The sequence below is a fragment of the Longimicrobium sp. genome (genome assembly GCA_036389795.1).
Taxonomy (GTDB): domain Bacteria; phylum Gemmatimonadota; class Gemmatimonadetes; order Longimicrobiales; family Longimicrobiaceae; genus Longimicrobium.
Genome location: DASVWD010000057.1, coordinates 28,849 through 47,129, shown reverse-complemented (window position 1 = coordinate 47,129; position 18,281 = coordinate 28,849). Strand labels below are relative to the sequence as shown.

Annotated in this window: 19 protein-coding genes; 18 read left to right on the top strand and 1 reads right to left on the bottom strand. The window is 72.4% G+C overall.

The annotated features are described in order from the left end of the window. Positions 1–32 precede the first annotated feature (32 nt). The 16 genes from murA to VF746_06840 all read left to right on the top strand — a co-directional run bounded on the left by murA (position 33) and on the right by VF746_06840 (position 14,845). Complete coding sequence (gene murA, locus VF746_06915) at positions 33–1,337, top strand: UDP-N-acetylglucosamine 1-carboxyvinyltransferase (GenBank protein HEX8692130.1); 1,305 nt, start codon at positions 33–35, stop codon at positions 1,335–1,337. Between the two features lie 187 nt (positions 1,338–1,524). After that, positions 1,525–1,911 (top strand): hypothetical protein, encoded by a 387-nt coding sequence (locus tag VF746_06910; protein HEX8692129.1) that lies wholly within the window; start codon positions 1,525–1,527, stop codon positions 1,909–1,911. Between the two features lie 59 nt (positions 1,912–1,970). Continuing rightward, positions 1,971–2,717 (top strand): polyphenol oxidase family protein, encoded by a 747-nt coding sequence (locus VF746_06905; GenBank protein ID HEX8692128.1) that lies wholly within the window; start codon positions 1,971–1,973, stop codon positions 2,715–2,717. A 430-nt stretch (positions 2,718–3,147) separates the two neighbouring features. Beyond that, positions 3,148–3,375 carry a hypothetical protein gene (locus VF746_06900; GenBank protein ID HEX8692127.1) on the top strand — a complete coding sequence of 76 codons (228 nt, stop codon included), beginning with the start codon at positions 3,148–3,150 and terminating at the stop codon, positions 3,373–3,375. Positions 3,376–3,609: 234 nt separating this feature from the next. Next, a complete protein-coding gene (locus VF746_06895) occupies positions 3,610–4,488 on the top strand; it encodes an FRG domain-containing protein (protein HEX8692126.1) in 879 nt (292 codons plus the stop codon). A 92-nt stretch (positions 4,489–4,580) separates the two neighbouring features. Further along, positions 4,581–5,273: a hypothetical protein gene (locus tag VF746_06890; protein ID HEX8692125.1), complete on the top strand. Its 693-nt coding sequence runs from the start codon at positions 4,581–4,583 to the stop codon at positions 5,271–5,273. Next, positions 5,270–5,899, top strand: a complete 630-nt coding sequence (locus tag VF746_06885; protein ID HEX8692124.1) for an RES family NAD+ phosphorylase — start codon at positions 5,270–5,272, stop codon at positions 5,897–5,899. The genes VF746_06890 and VF746_06885 overlap by 4 nt, the downstream gene beginning before the upstream one ends. A 218-nt stretch (positions 5,900–6,117) precedes the next feature. After that, positions 6,118–6,627: a ribosome maturation factor RimP gene (rimP, locus tag VF746_06880; protein HEX8692123.1), complete on the top strand. Its 510-nt coding sequence runs from the start codon at positions 6,118–6,120 to the stop codon at positions 6,625–6,627. Between the two features lie 43 nt (positions 6,628–6,670). Next, a complete protein-coding gene (nusA, locus tag VF746_06875) occupies positions 6,671–8,080 on the top strand; it encodes a transcription termination factor NusA (protein ID HEX8692122.1) in 1,410 nt (469 codons plus the stop codon). A gap of 13 nt (positions 8,081–8,093) precedes the next feature. Then, positions 8,094–8,471, top strand: a complete 378-nt coding sequence (locus tag VF746_06870; GenBank protein ID HEX8692121.1) for a ribosomal L7Ae/L30e/S12e/Gadd45 family protein — start codon at positions 8,094–8,096, stop codon at positions 8,469–8,471. A gap of 25 nt (positions 8,472–8,496) precedes the next feature. Then, entirely contained in the window at positions 8,497–11,382 is a 2,886-nt protein-coding gene (gene infB / locus VF746_06865; GenBank protein HEX8692120.1) for a translation initiation factor IF-2, read from the top strand. Positions 11,383–11,407: 25 nt separating this feature from the next. Beyond that, on the top strand, positions 11,408–11,689 hold the full coding sequence (locus tag VF746_06860) for a DUF503 domain-containing protein (GenBank protein ID HEX8692119.1): 282 nt from the start codon (positions 11,408–11,410) through the stop codon (positions 11,687–11,689). Between the two features lie 180 nt (positions 11,690–11,869). Then, the gene (gene rbfA, locus VF746_06855; protein ID HEX8692118.1) at positions 11,870–12,253 is read left to right on the top strand and encodes a 30S ribosome-binding factor RbfA; all 384 of its coding nucleotides are present in this window, start codon (positions 11,870–11,872) and stop codon (positions 12,251–12,253) included. 307 nt (positions 12,254–12,560) lie between these two features. Continuing rightward, complete coding sequence (truB, locus tag VF746_06850; protein ID HEX8692117.1) at positions 12,561–13,439, top strand: tRNA pseudouridine(55) synthase TruB; 879 nt, start codon at positions 12,561–12,563, stop codon at positions 13,437–13,439. Further along, positions 13,439–14,407: a bifunctional riboflavin kinase/FAD synthetase gene (locus VF746_06845; protein ID HEX8692116.1), complete on the top strand. Its 969-nt coding sequence runs from the start codon at positions 13,439–13,441 to the stop codon at positions 14,405–14,407. Before truB ends, VF746_06845 begins: the two co-directional genes overlap by 1 nt. 42 nt (positions 14,408–14,449) lie before the next feature. Beyond that, entirely contained in the window at positions 14,450–14,845 is a 396-nt protein-coding gene (locus tag VF746_06840) for a nuclear transport factor 2 family protein (protein ID HEX8692115.1), read from the top strand. 85 nt (positions 14,846–14,930) lie between these two features. Here the strand turns inward: VF746_06840 and VF746_06835 are convergent, their stop codons facing one another. Continuing rightward, positions 14,931–15,341, bottom strand: a complete 411-nt coding sequence (locus VF746_06835) for an SRPBCC family protein (GenBank protein HEX8692114.1) — start codon at positions 15,339–15,341, stop codon at positions 14,931–14,933. A 281-nt stretch (positions 15,342–15,622) separates the two neighbouring features. Between VF746_06835 and rpsO the strand changes: the two genes are divergently transcribed. Both rpsO and VF746_06825 read left to right on the top strand, forming a co-directional pair. Beyond that, complete coding sequence (gene rpsO / locus VF746_06830; GenBank protein HEX8692113.1) at positions 15,623–15,892, top strand: 30S ribosomal protein S15; 270 nt, start codon at positions 15,623–15,625, stop codon at positions 15,890–15,892. A gap of 267 nt (positions 15,893–16,159) precedes the next feature. Beyond that, positions 16,160–18,268, top strand: coding sequence for a polyribonucleotide nucleotidyltransferase (locus tag VF746_06825; GenBank protein ID HEX8692112.1), 2,109 nt, complete (start codon positions 16,160–16,162; stop codon positions 18,266–18,268). Positions 18,269–18,281 lie beyond the last annotated feature (13 nt).

Genomic DNA, 18,281 nt, shown 5'->3' with positions numbered 1-18,281 from the left:
CGCGTCTTTACTTCCCAGTCCGGAGACCCGAGTTGCCCACGTTCGCCGTCACGGGCGGAAAGCGCCTCGAGGGGCGCATCCGCCCCGCCGGGAACAAGAACGCGGCCCTGCCCATGCTGGCCGCCACGCTGCTGACCGACGAGGAGGTCTTCCTCGAGAACGTCCCCCGCATCAAGGACGTCTACACCCTGCTGGACCTCCTGCAGGCGCTGGGGGCCGAGGCCGACTTCGAGGACGGGCGGGGTGGGAAGGGGCACGTGGTGCGGGTGCACGCGAAGGAGGTGGGGCACCGGCAGCTCGACGCCGCGCACGCGGCCCGCATCCGCGCCTCCATCCTGCTGGCCGGGCCGATGCTGGGGCGCGCCGGGGGGATGGAGCTCCCCCCGCCGGGCGGCGACGTGATCGGGCGGCGGCGGGTGGACACGCACTTCCTGGCCTTCCAGAAGCTGGGCGCCCGCTTCGAGCACGACGCGAACGGCTTCCGCATCAAGGGCGACGGGCTCACCGGCGCCAACATGTTCCTGGACGAGCCCAGCGTGACCGCCACCGAGAACGCGGTGATGGCGGCGGCGCTGGCGCGCGGGACCACGGTGATCCGCAACGCGGCCGCCGAGCCGCACGTGCAGGACCTCTGCCGGATGCTGGTGGGGATGGGGTGCCCGATCGACGGGATCGGCACGGGGACGCTGGTGATCGAGGGGCGCGAGAAGCTGCGCGGCGAGCGCTTCCGCATCACCTCCGACCACATCGAGGTGGGCTCGTTCATCGGGCTGGCGGCCGTCACCCGCGGCGAGATCACCATCGAGGACGCCGCTCCCGAGCACCTGGACTCCACGCTGATCGGCTTCGAGCGGCTGGGGGTGCGCGTCGAGGTGCGCGGGCAGGACCTCTTCATCCCCGGCGACCAGGAGATGCAGATCCACGCCGACCTGGGCGGGCACATCCCCAAGGTCGACGACGGCCCCTGGCCCGCCTTCCCGGCCGACCTCACCTCGATCGCGCTGGTGACTGCCACGCAGTGCCAGGGCACGATCCTGATCCACGAGAAGATGTTCGAGTCGCGGATGTTCTTCGCCGACAAGCTGGTGGCGATGGGGGCGCGCCTGGTGCTCTGCGACCCGCACCGCGTGCTGGTGATCGGCCCCTCGCGGCTGCGCGGCGGGATCGTGGAGAGCCCCGACATCCGCGCCGGGATGGCGCTGCTGATCGCCGCGCTGGGGGCCGAGGGGCAGAGCGAGATCTACAACGTGGGCCAGATCGAGCGCGGCTACGAGCGCATCGACGAGCGCCTGCGCGCGCTGGGCGCCGAGATCGAGAGGCTGGACTCGCGCGGGTAGACGCGGCGGGGTCCGCATTCACCTCGCGAACCGTTTGCAGCCCGCAGGGGCGGGCCCGCGAGTCCGAGCAGAGCCGGCGTCGGCGCGAGGCTTCGCCTCCAGCGCAGGGGCCGGCCTCCGCAGGGGCGAGGCAGGCCTCGCCCCTGCGGTGTCGGGTGATTCGGAGATACGCGGAGATACGACATCCATGTCCGAAGAGCAGCCGCGGGCGCGGCCGCCGAGCATCGGCGAGGGGATCCGGTCGGGGATCGGGATCCTGGCGGCGTTCCGCGAGGCGATCGAGGAGACGATCCAGGAGGCGATGAGCCGCAGCGACGCGCGCCCCGAGCGGGCGCGCGACGTGGTGAACACCGCCGTGGACCGCATGACCGCGGCGTTCGAGGAGGTGCGCGACCGCGTGGACGTGGTCCCCCGCCGGGAGTTCGACGCGCTCCGCGCCGAGGTCGAGGAGCTGCGCCGCCGCCTGGACGAGCTGGCGGGCGGCACCGCGGGCCCGAAGGTGCTGCCGGGCGACGTCGGCTCGCCGGGGGTCTTCGGCGGCGGCGGGCCGGCGGCCGGAACGGAGGGCGTCTGAGCACGGCCGCCGACGCGTCGGAGTTCCGCGAGGTCGCGGAGCGGCCGCCGGCGGGGGACGTGCCGCTCTGGGTGCACCCGGAGTGGGAGGAGCGCTTCCCCTGGCTGGTGCAGGGGACCACCGGGCGCGGGGAGGACGGGGAGTTCGACCTGGGGCTCTCGGGCGCCCAGCCGGTGGGGAAGGTCCTCGGCCGCTGGCGTAGCCTCCTCGCCGCGACGGGGATGGAGGTGGCGGCCCACGCCCGGCAGGTGCACGCGGCCGACCTGTGGATCCACCGCGAGCGCGGCGCGCCCGGGATCGTGGTGATGGACGGCTTCGACGGGCACGTCACCGACCGCCCCGGCGTCCTGCTCGCCGTCAGCGTGGCGGACTGCATCCCCGTCTCCGTGGTCGACCCCGACCACACCGTCGTCGCGCTGCTGCACGCGGGGTGGCGCGGCGTGGCGGCGGGGATCGTGGAGCGCGGGGTCAACCGCGTGGCGGAGAGCTGGCAGTCGGCCCCGGAGCGCCTGTGGCTGCACTGCGGCCCCGCGATCTGCGGCCGGTGCTACGAGGTCGGCCCCGAGGTCCACGCCGCCGTCCACCCCGACCGCGAGCCCCCGCCGTCGAAGACGCCGATCGACCTGCGCGCGGCCGTCGTGGAGCGCGCGCTGGCGCTGGGCCTGTCCGCCGCGCAGGTGAGCGTCTCCGCGCACTGCACGCGCTGCGGTCCGCCGGACTTCTTCTCGCACCGCGGCGGCTCCTCCGCGCGGCAGATGGGCGTGCTCGGCATCCGCGATTCGACACCCTTCGTCGTTCCCGCGTAGCCTCATCCAGCGGCAGGAGGCGGCGCGGCGAGCAGAGTCCGGGATCATCACACGTCGGTTTTGAGTGTGTGATGCTCCCGGCTTTTCTTTTCTGAGCGCTGACTGAACGAACTGGTTTGTGGGGCTGTTCTTGCTTGGAGATGGATCCGCTTTCACATTGGCGAAATGGGACTACGCGTCGAGTGGGATTCGGAGAAAGCAGAGCAGAACCTGCGGAAGCACGGCGTATCGTTCGGAGAAGCCGCTACGGTTTTGGGCGATCCGCTCTCGACCGACCGGCCCGATCCGGATCACTCGGAGACCGAGGAGCGTCTCCTGCTTTTCGGCCGGTCCTCTGCGGGCCGGTTCTTGATCGTCAGCTTGACATACCGTGGTGATACGGTACGCTTGATCAGCGCGAGACTGATGACGCCGCGCGAGAGGAGGAGCTATGAGCAAAGCATCGATCTCTGAGGACGATCTGCGGGAGGAGTACGGCTTCACCGCCGAGGAGCTTCGGGCCGGAGTGCGGGGCAGGTTCGCCGCCCGCTACGCCGAAGGGGTGAACCTGGTGCCGATCGACCCCGAAGTGGCCGATGTATTCCCCGACGCGGAGTCGGTGAACCGTGCCCTCCGGGCGATGGCTGCGGTCATCCGCGCTCATCGGGATGCCGCATGATCCTGGATACCGCCCGCCTGTGATTTTAACCGGTAAAATCACGGCGTTCTCCGTCACCAATCTCTAGCCCGACCGACACCTTCCATCGCGTGGAAGATTTTCTTCCACGCCGTGAAAGGATTTGCATCTTCCTGGAAGCAGGCGGGATCGAGCACCTTCTCTCCTGTACTCTACCTGGAGCGTCCGGAACGCTTCTTCCATCCTCCGCGCCGTGGACCGGCCGCGGATGGGCGCATGGAGACGCGTTTCGACGACATCGAGGAAGTCCGCATCGAGAGCCTGGGCGAGCTGCTGGACCGGGTGACGCCCGACGAGCACGACCCGGTGAGCGGGCGCATCCGCGACACCTCGGTGTACCGCGGCGCCGGCGACGCGCGCTATCCGCTGCTCACCAGCCTGGACCGGCTGGGGGGGACCCGTCCGCCACACAGCAAGCGCCACCTGGAGGAGCACATCCTCCGCAACTTCATCCGCTACTCGCGCCCGTTCCTGGAGCACCAGCCCGCCAACGAGTGGGAGCTGCTGGTGACCGCGCAGCACCACGGGCTGCCCACGCGGCTGCTGGACTGGAGCTACTCGCCGCTCATCGCCGCGCACTTCGCCACGCTGGGCGGCGAGTGCGAGGGCGACCGGGTGGTGTGGCGGCTCAACTGGCGGAAGGTGCACGAGCACTTCGGCCTGCCGCCGCTGGCGTTCCTGGTGGAAGACCTGGACGCCATGCTCCGCGAGCGCGGCATCCGCGACCTGCGCCAGCTCCTGGGCGACGAGGTGCCGCGCGCGGCCCGCTTCGTCTGCATGCTCGACCCGCCGGCGCTGGACGACCGCATCATCGCGCAGGCCGCCACCTTCACCTTCTCGACCGACAAGACGCACGCGTTCGACGAGATCCTGCGGCAGGAGGGGCTGGTGGACGCGCTCACCCGCTACATCATCCCGGCGGGCCGCGTGAACTACGTGCGCGACCAGCTCGACCTCTGCGCCATCGACGAGCGCAAGCTCTTCCCCGACCTCGACGGCGTCGCCGCGCAGATGCGGCGCTACTACTGGCCCTCGGGCGACGAGGAGCCCGACGCCGGGCGCGCGGACGCCGGGCGGGAGCGCGCAGCGGATTGATTACAGGTCCACCATCATCTCCCTGACGTTGACTCCGTGAGTCAGGCAGTGGTATGTTGATGGTGTCAAACGACCGCCTGCGCGGAGCCGCCATGCCGAAATCGAAGCACACGCCCGCCGCCGAGACGGCAAAAACCCGCAAGGCCCGGGGAAAGGCGCGCCGCGGACGGCTGCACCTCGTCCTGCGAAGCAGCCCGCGTGCGGGGGAAGCCCGGGCCGGGCGGAGCGACCTGGCGGACGCCTTCGTGCGCCGCTACCATCAGCTGCTCGAACGCCTGGTGGAAGCCGCTCCCGCCGAGTCGATCAAGCACGCGCTGGCGGCCGCCGACGACGTGGGCGGGCTCGCCGGGCTCCTGGCCGAAGTGGGACCGATCGCCCCGCCGGCGCGGGACCCGCTCGCCGCGGCCCGGGCGCGGGGTGCGCGCGCGAAGGTGGAGCTCCTCGAGCGCGCGGGTGGAGGCCTTTCCGCGGGCCAGGTGGCGGAGAAGCTCGGGGTGACCCCGGCCGCCGTCCACGCCCGCCGCCAGCGCGGCACCCTGCTGGCGGTGCCCAGGGCGAACGGCGAGTTCGTGTATCCCGCCTTCCAGTTCACCGAAGACGGCACCCTGGCCGGGCTCTCCCGCGTGCTCCAGGCGTTCGGGGTGCGGGGGCCGTGGACCCGCCTCTCCGTCCTGCTCGCCCCCGCCGACGTCCTGGGCGGCCGCACCCCGCTCGACGCGCTGCGCGAGGGCGACGCCGACGGCGCCGTCCTGGCCGCCTCCACCTACGGAGAGCACCTGGCTTGACCGCGGCCCGCGGCGCCGGCGAGCCCGGACCGCCTCCGCCGCCACCGGGCGACCTGGACCGGCGCCCGCTCCCGCTGCACGTCTCACCGGCGGGGACGGAGCTGTTCCGGATCCACCGGGTCGGGCGGGAAGCCGTCTTCTTCGGCCCGCCGCCGGGCAGGCCGCCCCGCGGGCGGTGGGACGCGCCCGGCGGGGAGTTCCGCGTCTGCTACCTGGGCGAGGCGTCGTTCGTCGCCTTCGCCGAGACGCTGCTCCGGGAGCCCGGCCGCCCGCTGGTGGAAGCGGTCGACGTCGCGGACCGCGCCATCGCCCGCGTCCGCGTCGAGCGCGACCTCCGCCTTGTCGCGCTGCACGGCGCGGGGCTGGCGCGCCTCGGGGCGACGGCGTCGGTCTGCATGGGCCCGTACGACGTGTCGCGGAGGTGGGCGCTCGCGCTCCACGAGCATCCCGACCGGCCCGACGGGATCCGCTACCGCGCGCGCCACGACGACGACGGCTTCGCGGTCGCGCTGTTCGACCGTGCGGCGGACGCCGCCGCGGAGGTGGGTACGCGCGGGCTGCTGGCGCCGGAGGGAGCGGAGGAGCTCGCGGAATGGCTGGACCGCTACGGCATCGGGCTGGTCTAGCGGGTGCATCCGAACGGTTCCTCCCCCCTCGTCCACGCCGATCTGGCGGCGCCGGTGGGCTTCGTCCCTCTCAGGGTTGCTCTTCCGCGAGCCAGGGCCTATATTTTGCTTCCGTTCGGAGATCGACGGGCGCCTCGCGGGCGGATCGTCTGTTTCGGAAGTGGGGAGCCGGTGCCCCCGCTTTTTTTTGTTTTTCTCCGAACGCACGGGAGGCCGGGATGGCGGAGAGCGGCGCAGAGGGCGGCGGCCTGGCGCGCGACATCGAGCGCGCCGTCGAGGAGATGGGCTTCGAGCTGGTGGAGCTGGAGGTGGCCGGCAACCGCGCCCGGCCGATCCTGCGCGTCTACATCGACCGCCCCGACTCGGTCCCCGGCCAGGCGTCGGTCTCGCTGGACGACTGCACCACGGTCAGCCGCCGCCTGCAGCCCGGGCTCGACGGGCGCGAGGACCTCTCCGAGAACTACGTGCTCGAGGTCTCCTCGCCCGGCGTGGAGCGGCCGCTCACCCGGACGCGCGACTGGAGGCGCTTCGCCGGGCAGGAGGTGGCCGTGCGCGGCAAGGGCGCGCTCGGCGGGCGGGCCAAGCGGCTGGAGGGCGAGCTGGTGGGGGTGGACGGCGGCGACGGCGAGGAGCGGGTGCGGCTGCGCCTGGCCGGCGGCGACGAGGTCGAGTTCCCGCTGGCCGAGGTCGAGAAGGCGCACCTGGTGTACCGGTGGGACCGGAAGTGAGCGCGGCGCGCCGCTTCCCCGCAGATCATCACAGGAAGAGGACATGAACAACGCGACGCAGGTTCTCGCGGCCTTCCGCGAGATGACGGCCAACAAGGCCATCTCTCGCGACGAGCTCAACGACCTGATCAAGGACGGCATCCTGGCGGCCCTCGCCAAGCGCTACGGCCCCAACGTGGAGGCCGAGATCGAGATCGACGAGGCCACGGGGAAGATCGACATCACCGTGCTCAAGGAAGTCGTCGCCGAGGTCGAGGACCCCTCGCGCGAGATCTCGCTGGAGGAGGCCCGCTGGGACGACCCCGACTTCGAGGTCGGCGACGTGATGGAGGTGCCGGTCGAGTTCGCCCAGTTCGGCCGCAACGCGGTGATGGCCGCCAAGCAGCGCATCCTGCAGCGCGTGCGCGAGGGCGAGCGCCAGAAGATCCGCGACGAGTACGAGCACCGCGTGGGCGAGTTGCTCTCGGGCGAGGTGCAGCAGGTGGAGCGCGGCAAGCTGGTGGTGCTGCTCAACCGCGCCCGCGAGGCCGACGCCATCATCCCCTGGAAGGAGCAGAACCCGCGCGAGCGCTTCCGCCAGGGCGAGACGATCCGCGCCGTGCTCAAGAAGGTGGAGGAGACGCCCAAGGGCCCGCGCCTGATCCTCTCTCGCGCCGACCCGCTCTTCGTGGCCGCGCTCTTCAAGCTGGAGGTCCCCGAGATCCAGCAGGGGATCGTGGAGATCCGCGCCGTCAGCCGCGAGGTGGGCGGCCGCAGCAAGCTGGCCGTCAGTTCGCGCGACGAGTCGATCGACCCGGTGGGCGCCTGCGTGGGGCTCAAGGGGAGCCGCGTGCGCGCGGTGGTGCAGGAGCTGGGCGGAGAAAGGATCGACATCGTCCCCTGGCACCCCGACCCGGAGATCTTCGCCAAGCGCGCGCTGGCCCCGGCGCGGGTGGCCAAGGTGATCTCCGACTACGAGGCGCGCACCATGACGGCCATCGTCGACGAGGACCAGCTGTCGCTGGCCATCGGCCGCAACGGGCAGAACGTGCGCCTGGCCAGCCAGCTGATCGGCTGGCAGCTGGACCTGTACGGCTCGCGCGAGTGGCTGGAGCACGGCGCCGAGCGCGCCCTCTTCGGCGGCGGCGGCGAGACCGAGTACGACAACACCGACTTCCCGCTCAAGGAGCTGGACCTGGCGCCGGCCACGCTGGCGGCGCTGGAGGCGGCGGGGTACGACACCTTCTTCGACATCATCGACCTGGACCGCGAGGACCTGCTGCGCATCCCGGCCATCGGCCCCGCCGAGGCCGACCGCATCCTGGCGCTGATCGAGGAGATGACGGTCGAGGAGGAGGAGGGCGCCGCCGAGCCGGTGGCGTCGCAGGCGATGGCCGGCGCCAGCGAGGCGTCGGAGGATACCAGCGCCCAGACCGACGGCGCCGGGCCGGCGGAGGGGTTGACAGAGGGGTAAGGGGCGACCGAGCTTGGCTGGTTCGCACCGATCCGGCGAGAAGCCCGCGCGTCCGGCGCCCGCGCCGGAGCGCGCGCTCCTGGACCTCCTGGGGCTGGCCGCCCGCGCGCGGGGGCTGGTCTACGGGACCGACGGCACCCGGCGCGCGGTCCGCGACGGCGAAGTGGCCGCCGCGCTCCTGGCGGCCGACACCTCCCCCACGCAGAGAGACAAGCTGGTCCCGCTGCTGGAGGCGCGCGGCGTGCCCCATGCCACCTGCCTGACGCGCGAGGGGCTGGGCGCGGCGCTCGGCAGGGCCGGCGTCTCGGCCGTCGGCATCACCCACGAGAGCTTCGCGCGGCGCGCCCTGGAGCTGGCGGCCGCGCTCGCGGAAGAGACCCCGCAGCACTGAACGCACACGGAGGATTGCTTTACTGATGCGTGTCTTCGAAGTCGCCAAGGAGCTGAGCGTCCCGGCAGAGGCCTTGGTGCACCTGCTGCGGGAGATGGACATCCCGGTGCGCAGCCACATGTCGGACATCTCCGACGAGCACGTGGCCCGCGTGCGCACCTGGGTGGAGCGCGAGCGCCGCCTGGGGCACAAGGACGTGGCCGAGGCCGTCGAGGCGGCTGCCGCCGACGTGGCGAGCGCCCCGAAGCGCCGCCGCCGCAAGAAGGAGGAGGTGGAGGAGTCCGCCGACTCGACCGCCTCGCCCGCGGCCGACGCCGCCGAGGCGCTGCAGGCCGAGGCCGCCGAGGCCGCGGCCGAGCGCGGGGCCGAGCTGGTCACCGTCGGCGGGCGCGAGCCCACCGGCGCCACGGTGATCGTCGACACCGCCGCGCCGCCGCCGCCCGTGGTCGAGGAAGAGCCCGCCGCCCCCGCCGCGGCCGAGCCCGCGGAGCCGGTGCGCCCCGCCGCCGAGGCCGCGGCCGCCGAGCCCGAGGCCCGCCCCGCCGAGCCCGCGGCCCCGCGCCGCGTGCTGCGGCCCGAGCCGGCGCGCCCCGAGCCGCTGCGCCCCGCCGCGTCGGCGTCGCCCACCCCGGGCGGCCGCGTGGAGCGCGGGCCCGTCCCGGCGCGCCCCGAGGGCGGGCGCCCCACCCCGCCGTCGGTGCGCCCGGCGCGCCCCGGCGAGCGCGAGCCGCGCCGCGACGGCGGCGCCGCCGCCCCGCCGCGCCCGGCGCGCGAGGGGGCCGACGGCTTCCCGCCGCGCCCCGCGCGCGCCTTCACCCCGCCGACGCCCGCGCGCGCCGGGTTCCCGGCCGCCGGGCAGGGCGGCGGCGCCCGGCCCGCCGGCGGCGCCGCCAAGCCGGCCGGCGGCGAGGGGGGGCGCAAGAAGGACAAGAAGAAGAAGAAGGGGAAGGGGTGGGTCGACCAGGAGGCGGTGGAGGAGACCTTCCGGAAGACCATGGCCGCCATGGAGTCGGGCGGCCGCGGGAGCACGGGGAAGAAGCGGCGGGCGCAGCACCGCGACATGGCCGCGCTGCGCGAGGAGCGCCGCGAGGCCGAGGTGCAGCGCCGCGCCGAGGAGGCGCGCACGGTGCGCGTCAACGAGTTCCTCACCGTGGCCGAGCTGGCCGAGCTGATCGACGTGCCGGCCACGCAGATCATCGGCTCCGCGTTCAAGAACCTGGGGCTGATGGTCACCATCAACCAGCGCCTGGACTTCGACCAGATCGAGCTGCTCCTCGACGAGTTCGGCTTCAAGGCCGTGCGCGAGGAGGAGTACGGCGCCGAGCTGATGGAGGAGGCGGTCGCCGAGGACGAGGAGGCCGACCTGCGCCCGCGCCCGCCGGTGGTCACCGTGATGGGCCACGTGGACCACGGCAAGACCAGCCTGCTCGACTACGTCCGCAAGACCAACGTGATCGCGGGCGAGGCGGGCGGCATCACGCAGCACATCGGCGCCTACCACGTGGAGCTCCCCGACGGGCGGAGCATCTCCTTCCTCGACACCCCGGGCCACGCGGCGTTCACCGCCATGCGCGCCCGCGGCGCCGAGGTCACCGACGTGGTGATCCTGGTGGTGGCCGCCGACGACTCGGTGATGCCGCAGACCATCGAGGCGATCAGCCACGCCCGGAACGCCGGCGTCCCGATCGTGGTGGCGGTCAACAAGGTGGACCTCCCCGACGCCAACCCGATGCGGGTGAAGCAGGACCTGCTGCAGCACGGCGTGGTGCTGGAGGACTTCGGCGGCGACGTGATGAGCGCCGAGGTCTCGGCCAAGCGGGGGATGGGGATGGACGACCTGCTGGAGAAGGTGCTCCTGCAGGCCGACCTGCTGGAGCTGCGCGCCAACCCCGACCGCGAGGCGGTGGGCACGGTGATCGAGGCCCAGCTCGACGTGGGGAAGGGCCCGGTGGCCACGGTGCTGGTGACCAGCGGCACGCTGCGCGTGGGCGACCACGTGGTGGTGGGGCTGCAGCACGGCCGGGTGCGCGCCATGCTCGACGAGCGCGGGCGCGCGGTGCGCGAGGCCGGGCCGGCGATCCCCGTGCAGATCCTCGGCCTCTCGGGCGTGCCCGGCGCGGGCGACCAGATGGTGGCGATGGAGCCCGACCGTGCCGCCGAGGTGGCGCAGACGCGCCAGCGGCTGGAGCGCGAGAAGCGCATGCGCATCCGGAGCCGCGGCGTCAAGCTCACCGACCTGTCGAAGCTGCTGGCCCAGCAGGCGGGCGGCGCCACGCTGAACCTGGTGATCAAGGGCGACGTGGACGGCTCGGTGCAGGCGCTCTCCGACGCGCTGCAGCAGCTCTCCACCAGCGAGGTGAAGGTGCAGGTGGTGCACAGCGCGGTGGGCGCCATCAACGAGAGCGACGTGCTCCTGGCCTCCACCACGACCGCCATCGTGGTCGGCTTCCACGTGCGCCCCACCGCCGAGGCGCGGGCCACGGCCGAGCGCGAGGACGTGGACATCCGCCTCTACAACATCATCTACGAGGCGGTGGAGGAGGTGCGCGCGGCGATGGAGGGGCTGCTCTCGCCCGAGCAGCGCGAGGTGCTCCTGGGCACCGCCGAGGTGCGCCAGCTCTTCAAGGTGCCGCGCGTGGGTACGGTGGCCGGCTGCATGGTCACCCACGGCGTGCTGGACCGCCGCGGCCGCATCCGCGTGATCCGCGACGCCGTGCAGATCTACGAGGGCGAGCTGGCCAGCCTCAAGCGCTTCAAGGACGACGCGCGCGAGGTGCGCGAGGGCTTCGAGTGCGGGCTGAACATCCACAACTTCAACGACGTCAAGGTGGGCGACGTCCTGGAGTGCTACCGGGTGGAGGAGGTGGCCCGCACCCTGGCCGGCGCGGGCTCGCCCGGCGAGGAGCGCTGAAGCGCCGGCTGACGGAGATCCGGGCGTGGTGGTCGGCGTCGTCGTCTGGGAGCTCCACGTCCCCGGGTGCCAGTCCCTCAAGGACAAGCGCCAGGTGGTGAAGAGCCTCAAGGACCGGCTGCACGCGCGCTTCAACGTGTCGGCGGCCGAGACGGCGCACCAGGACCTGCTGCAGCGCGCCGAGATCGCGGTCTGCGTGGTCTCGGGCGACCGGAAGCACGCGCAGTCGGTGCTCTCCTCGTGCGACCGGCTGGTGGAGGAGGAGGGCCGGGCGCGGATCGTCGACTCGTACACGACGTTCTACTGAACCGACGGAGGGGACGGGGAACAGGGGACAGGGGACAGCCCGCAGCTGCTCTGGTGGCCGGCCGTCTCCCGATCTCCGTCTCCCGTCCCCTCCTTTTTGCCGATGGCGGGGCGGGGAAGGGGTGCGGTTGCCGTTGCCGGCTGTCCCCTGTACCCTGTCCCCTGTACCCCGGGGTTGAAGATGGCGCAGTTCCGACGGACCGACCGGCTCAACGAGCAGCTCAAGCAGGAGATCTCGCTCCTGGTGCGCGACGAGGTGCGCGACCCGCGCGTGGGCCTCGCCACCATCACGGCGGTGCAGACCTCGCCGGAGCTGGACCACGCCAAGGTCTACTTCACCGCGCTGGGCGACGAGAAGGAGCGGGCCGAGATCCTGGCCGGCCTCCGGAGCGCCGCGCCCTTCATCCGCGGCCAGCTCAGCCGGCGGCTGCACATCCGCCGCGTCCCCGAGCTGCACTTCGAGCTGGACCGCGTGCTCGAGGAGGCCCAGCGCATCGAGCAGCTCCTGCGCGAGGCGCTCCCGCAGGACGGCGGCGACGGGGACGCGGACGCGGAGAAGGAGTGACCGCCGCGCCCGCCCCGGCCCGCCTTCTCCCGTCCCCCTCTCCCGCCGCGCGGGCGAGGGGGAGCCTGCATTCGGACCTCGTCGACGGCGGAAACGTCTTGATCTCTCTCCCCACGAGGTCTGCCATTCCGAGGGCGCCGCATCGCCGCCGCCGGCCTGGTGACGATGCCCGGCGGCGCCCGAGGAATCTGCTCGCCCCCGCCGCCTGTCTCGCGTCCGGCATCGGAACCTGTCGCCACGCCGCCGTTCCCCCTCCCGCCGCGCAGCGGGGGGAGGGCCGGGGAGGGGGGCTCGGAGGCGTCCTCCCGTGAACGGCGTCCTTCCCGTGGACAAGCCCGTGGGGCCCACCTCGCACGACGCGGTGGCGGCGGTGCGGCGGGCGCTCAAGATCCGGCAGGTGGGGCACACGGGAACGCTCGACCCCTTCGCCTCGGGCCTGCTGCTGGTCTGCGTGGGCGCGGCCACGCGGCTGGCGGAGTACCTCACCGGCCTGCCGAAGACGTACGTCGCCGCGATGCGGCTGGGCGAGGCGACCGACACCGACGACCTCACCGGCGAGACCATCTCGTCGTCCGACGCGTGGCGGGAGGTGACGCGCGGGCAGGTCGAGACGGCGCTCCAGGGGCAGGTGGGGACGATCCGGCAGCTTCCTCCGCTCTTCTCGGCCAAGAAGGTGGGCGGGGAGCGGATGTACGCCGCCGCCCGCCGCGGCGAGGCCGTGGAGCGCAGGCCCGCCACGGTGACGGTCTACGCCATCCGGCTGCTCTCCTTCGACCCGCCCGACGCGGAGCTCGAGGTGGAGTGCGGCGCGGGGACCTACATCCGCGCCATCGCGCGCGACGTGGGCGAGACGCTGGGCGTGGGCGGCCACCTGCGCGCGCTGCGCCGCACCCGCGTGGGCGCGCACGCGGTCGAGCGCGCGGTGCCGCTGGACGCGCTGGCCGACGCGGAGCGCGTCCGGGCGGCGCTGATCCCCCCGCTGGAAGCCGTGGCGCACCTGCCGCGCATCACGATCGACGAACTCGCCGCGGAAGACGTCCGCCACGGGCGCGCCGTCCGCGCGGGCGAGGCGGACGCGGCGGAGGGCACCGTCGCGCTCGCCTCCCCCGCCGGCGAGCTGCTGGCCGTGGGCGAGGCGGCGGGCGGGGTGGTGCGCCCGCGCAAGGTCTTCATGACTCCTTCCTGATGCCGATCGACCCCCGCTACCTCTGGCCGGCGCCGTACGCCATCGACCCCGCGCTCCCGCCCGCCCTCCCGCGCGACGGGCGGCCGGCGGTGGTGACCGTGGGCACCTTCGACGGCGTGCACCGCGGCCACCGCGAGGTGCTCGCCGAGATCGGGCGGCGCGCCGGGCGCACCGGCGGGCGGAGCATCCTGGTCACCTTCCACCCGCATCCCCTGCGCATCGTCCGTCCGGAAGACGCGCCGCCGCTGCTGACCACGCAGCGCGAGAAGCGGGAGATCCTGGCCGAGTCGGGGCTGGAGTACGTGGTGTTCGTCCCCTTCACCCGCACCCTCCAGCAGTACCCGGCGCGCCGCTTCGTCGAGGAGATCCTGATCGGCCGGGTGGGGATGGACGAGCTGGTGATCGGCTACGACCACGGCTTCGGGAAGGGGCGGGAAGGGACGGTGGACACGCTCGTCGAGATCGGCCGGGAGCTGGGCTTCGGGGTGGACGTGGTGGAGGCGATCGAGATCGAGGGCGGCGCCGTCTCGTCCAGCCGCATCCGCAGGCTGCTGGCGGAGGGCGACGTGGCGGGCGCCGCGCCGCTGCTGGGGCGGCAGTACTCGCTGGAGGGGATCGTGGTGCGCGGCGAGCGCAAGGGGCGCGAGCTGGGCTTCCCCACCGCCAACATCGACGTGGGCGCCCCCGACAAGATGCTGCCGAAGGAGGGGATCTACGCCGTGCACGGCTGGGTGCGGGGCGAGCGGCTCCCCGGGCTGCTGCACCTGGGGCCGCGCCCCACCTTCGCCGGCTTCGCGCCCACGGTGGAGCTGTACCTGCTCGACTGGAGCGGCGACCTGTACGGCGACCGCGTGCGGGTGGACTTCGCCGCGCGCATCCGCGACATCCGCCCCTTCCACTCCGTCGAGTCGCTGGTCGAGGCCATGCGCGAGGACGAGCGTATCGGCCGCGGGATGCTCGGGCTGTAGACGAGGGCACCCGCGGCGCATCCTCCTTCAACGTCACGGACCATGTCGGCCGAGAACGAGAACCTCGCCACCGTGCGGCGCTACTTCGAGGCGCTGGAGCAGAACGCCGACGTCACCGGGTTCTTCGCGCCCGACGTGGTGCAGGAGGAGTTCCCGAACCGCATCGTCCCCCACGGTGCCCGCCGCGACCTGGCCGCCCTGCTGGAGGCGAACGCGCGCGGCAGGCAGGTGGTGGCCAGCCAGCGCTACGAGCTGCGCGGCGAGGTGGCGAGCGGCGACCGGGTGGCGGTGGAGGTGCTGTGGACCGGCGTCCTGGCCGTGGACGTCGGCTCGCTCCCGGCCGGCGCCACCATGCGCGCCCATTCCGCGATGTTCATCGAGCTCCAGGGCGGCAGGATCGTGGCGCAGCGCAACTACGACTGCTTCGAGCCGTGGTAGATGCCTGCGGCGGAGCTGTCTTCCAGGCTGAACGCTCCCCCTCGTCTCCCCTCGATCTCCCGGATCGCTGCCGCCGTGCGTTCGCTCAGCCCTTCGCCTCTACGTACCGGGCGAAGTTGTCCAGGATGGCCTGCCAGCCCGCGCGCTGGAGCTCGGGTGAGTTCTCCGTCTCCGCGTCGAACGTTTCCCTCACCCTCACGCCGCCGGCGGCTTCGAGGAACTCGACCCTGACCTCGCGGCCGTCGCTCATCCGGTACTCGATGGCCTCGCGCGGCACCACGCGAGTATAGGTGCCCTCGAAGTCGAAGCCTTCACTGCCGTCCTTCGCCTCCATGCGCGCCAGGAACTTCCCGCCCTCCCGGAGGTCCACGGTGCTCCGGGTGGTGTGCCAGTCGTCGTGGGCGGCATTCCACCGCTCGATGTCGGCGGGGGTGTTCCAGGCATCCCAGACCTGGTTCAGATCGGCGTTCACGAGGGTCTCGACGGTGATCTGCATGGAGGTCTCCTCTGGATGGGTTGTTCACGCCTCTGCACCCGTGCGTCGAACGAAGAGCGGTCGAATCGACACCCGCCGGACCGGAAGCGGGCGAAGAAGAGTAGCGTACGACAAGGCCATTTCAACCTCCCCCGCTACCGGGCGAGCTCCAGCGGTTGTGCGAAAGAGGACGATGTGTTAGAATCCACGGCTTGCAAGTTGATCCGGCGAAGTTTCCGAAACGAAGCATCGTGGATCGGCAACTCCCTGACCAGCATCAGACTCTTCAGGAGGTCCGATCGATGGCCCTGACGCGCGAGAACCGCGACGAGATCATCAAGAAGTACCAGCTCGGCGAGAACGACCGGGGGTCCACCAAGGTGCAGATCGCGCTGCTCACGGCGCGCATCAACGACCTGACCGACCACTTCCGCACCCACAAGAAGGACCATCACTCGCGCCGCGGCCTGCTCAAGATGGTGGGCAAGCGCCGCCGCCTGCTCGACTACCTGCGCCGCAACGACCTCGAGGGGTACCGCGCGCTGATCACCGAGCTGGGGCTGCGCCACTGAGCGGCAGGGGCGGACGACGGATGGAAGCCGGCTCTTCGGCGGTGCGGACGGCGGGCATGGCGCTTTCGCGCGCCGGCCAGCGACCGCGTCGGATCGACGACGGCTAGAGGGCTCTCGCGAGGGCCGCACGGGCATGCTCCGTGCGGCCTTCGCGCGTTCTTGTGCAGACCAAAAGCGGAGACAGAAAAGCTACCGGTCCGCGTCGCTGGGGAGCGCGGGCCGTCTTCGCGGCCTTCCCCAGGCAACCAAGAGAACGGAAACCGGAAAATGGCAAAGCTGGAGAGGCAGTTCGCGGGGCGGAACCTCACCCTCGAGACGGGGAAGATGGCCCGTCTGGCGGACGGGTCGTGCACCATCATGTACGGGGAGACCATGGTGCTGTGCACCGCGACGGCTCAGGAGACGCCGACGCACCTTCCCTTCTTCCCCCTCACGGTCGAGTACCGCGAGCGGACCTACGCCGCGGGGAAGTTCCCCGGCGGCTTCATCAAGCGCGAGGGGCGCCCCTCCGACAAGGAGATCCTCTCCGCCCGCCTGGTGGACCGGCCGCTCAGGCCGCTCTTCCCCGACGGCTTCGCCAACGAGACGCAGATCTTCGTCACCGTGGTGTCGGCCGACCAGGAGAACGACGCCGACGTGCTGGGGATCACCGGCGCGTCGCTGGCCCTCTCCCTCTCGCGCATCCCCTTCGCGGGGCCGATCGCCGCGGTGCGCGTGGGGCGCATCCAGGGGCAGTGGGTCCTGAACCCCACCTTCCAGCAGCTCGAGTACAGCGACGTCGACGTGATCGTGGCCGGCTCGGAAGACGCGATCATGATGGTGGAGGGCGGCGCGCTGGAGGTGCCCGAGGAGGACATCGCCGAGGGGCTGGTGGTGGCGCACGCCGGGATCAAGGAGCTGATCGGGATCCAGCGCGAGCTGATGGCGCAGGTGGAGATCCCGCCCACGATGGAGTGGACGCCGCGCGAGATCGACCCCGCCTTCCGGGCGCGCGTGGACGCCCTGGCCGAGGAGCGCGTCCGGCAGGCGCTGCGCATCGCCGACAAGAGCGAGCGCAACAACGCCATCGCCGAGCTCAAGGCCGACGTGGTGGCCGCGCTGGCGGAGGAGTTCGAGAACGCGGAGAAGGACGCCGGCAGCGTGGTCAAGGACATCGAGAAGCGCGAGATGCGCGAGATGATCCTGGTCGAGGGTGTCCGCTCCGACGGGCGCGGCCCCGACGAGGTGCGCCCGATCCACATCGAGGTGGGGGTGCTGCCGCGCACGCACGGCTCGGCGCTCTTCACCCGCGGCCAGACGCAGGCGCTGGGCACGGCCACGCTGGGCACGCAGGACGACGCGCAGGCGTACGACACCATCGACTACGCGCAGCAGCAGAACAAGAGCTTCATGCTGCACTACAACTTCCCGCCGTACGCCACCGGCGAGGTGCGCCCCATGCGCGGCACCAGCCGCCGCGAGATCGGCCACGGCGCGCTGGCCGAGCGGGCGCTGGAGCCGCTCCTGCCGCCGGTGGACGAGTTCCCCTACACCATCCGCGTGGTGAGCGACATCCTGGAGTCGAACGGCAGCTCGTCGATGGCCTCGGTGTGCGCGGGGTCGCTGGCGCTGATGGACGCGGGCGTGCCGATGCGCGCGGCCGTGGCGGGCGTGGCGATGGGGCTCATCAAGGAGGGTGACCGGGTGGCGGTGCTCACCGACATCCTGGGCGCCGAGGACGCGCTGGGCGACATGGACTTCAAGGTGGCCGGCACCCGCGGCGGCGTCACCTCGATCCAGATGGACATCAAGATCGAGGGGCTCACCCTGGAGATCATGCGCGAGGCGCTCGAGAAGGCGCACCGCGCGCGGATGCACATCCTGGGGCTGATGGAGCAGGCGCTCCCCGAGCCGCGCGCGGAGCTCTCCCCGTTCGCGCCGCGCATCATCACCGTCAAGATCAACCCGTCGAAGATCGGCGAGGTGATCGGGCCCAAGGGGAAGACGATCCGCGGCATCCAGGACGCCACGGGCGCCACCATCAACATCGACGACGACGGCACCGTCACCATCGCCAGCGTGAGCGGCGAGGGCGGCGAGCGCGCGCGCAAGATGATCATGGGGCTCACCGAGGAGCCCGAGGTGGGCCGCATCTACGACGGCACGGTGAAGAGCACCACCGCGTTCGGCGCCTTCGTGGAGATCACCCCCGGCACCGAGGGGCTGGTGCACATCTCCGAGCTGCAGGAGGGCCGGGTGGACAAGACCGAGGACGTGGTCAAGAAGGGCGACCAGATCCCCGTGAAGCTCCTGCACATCGACGAGAAGGGGCGGCTGCGCCTCTCCCGCAAGGCGGCGCTCAAGGAGCTCGCCGAGCGCGGCCAGGCGGCCGACTGACGGCGCCCGGCGC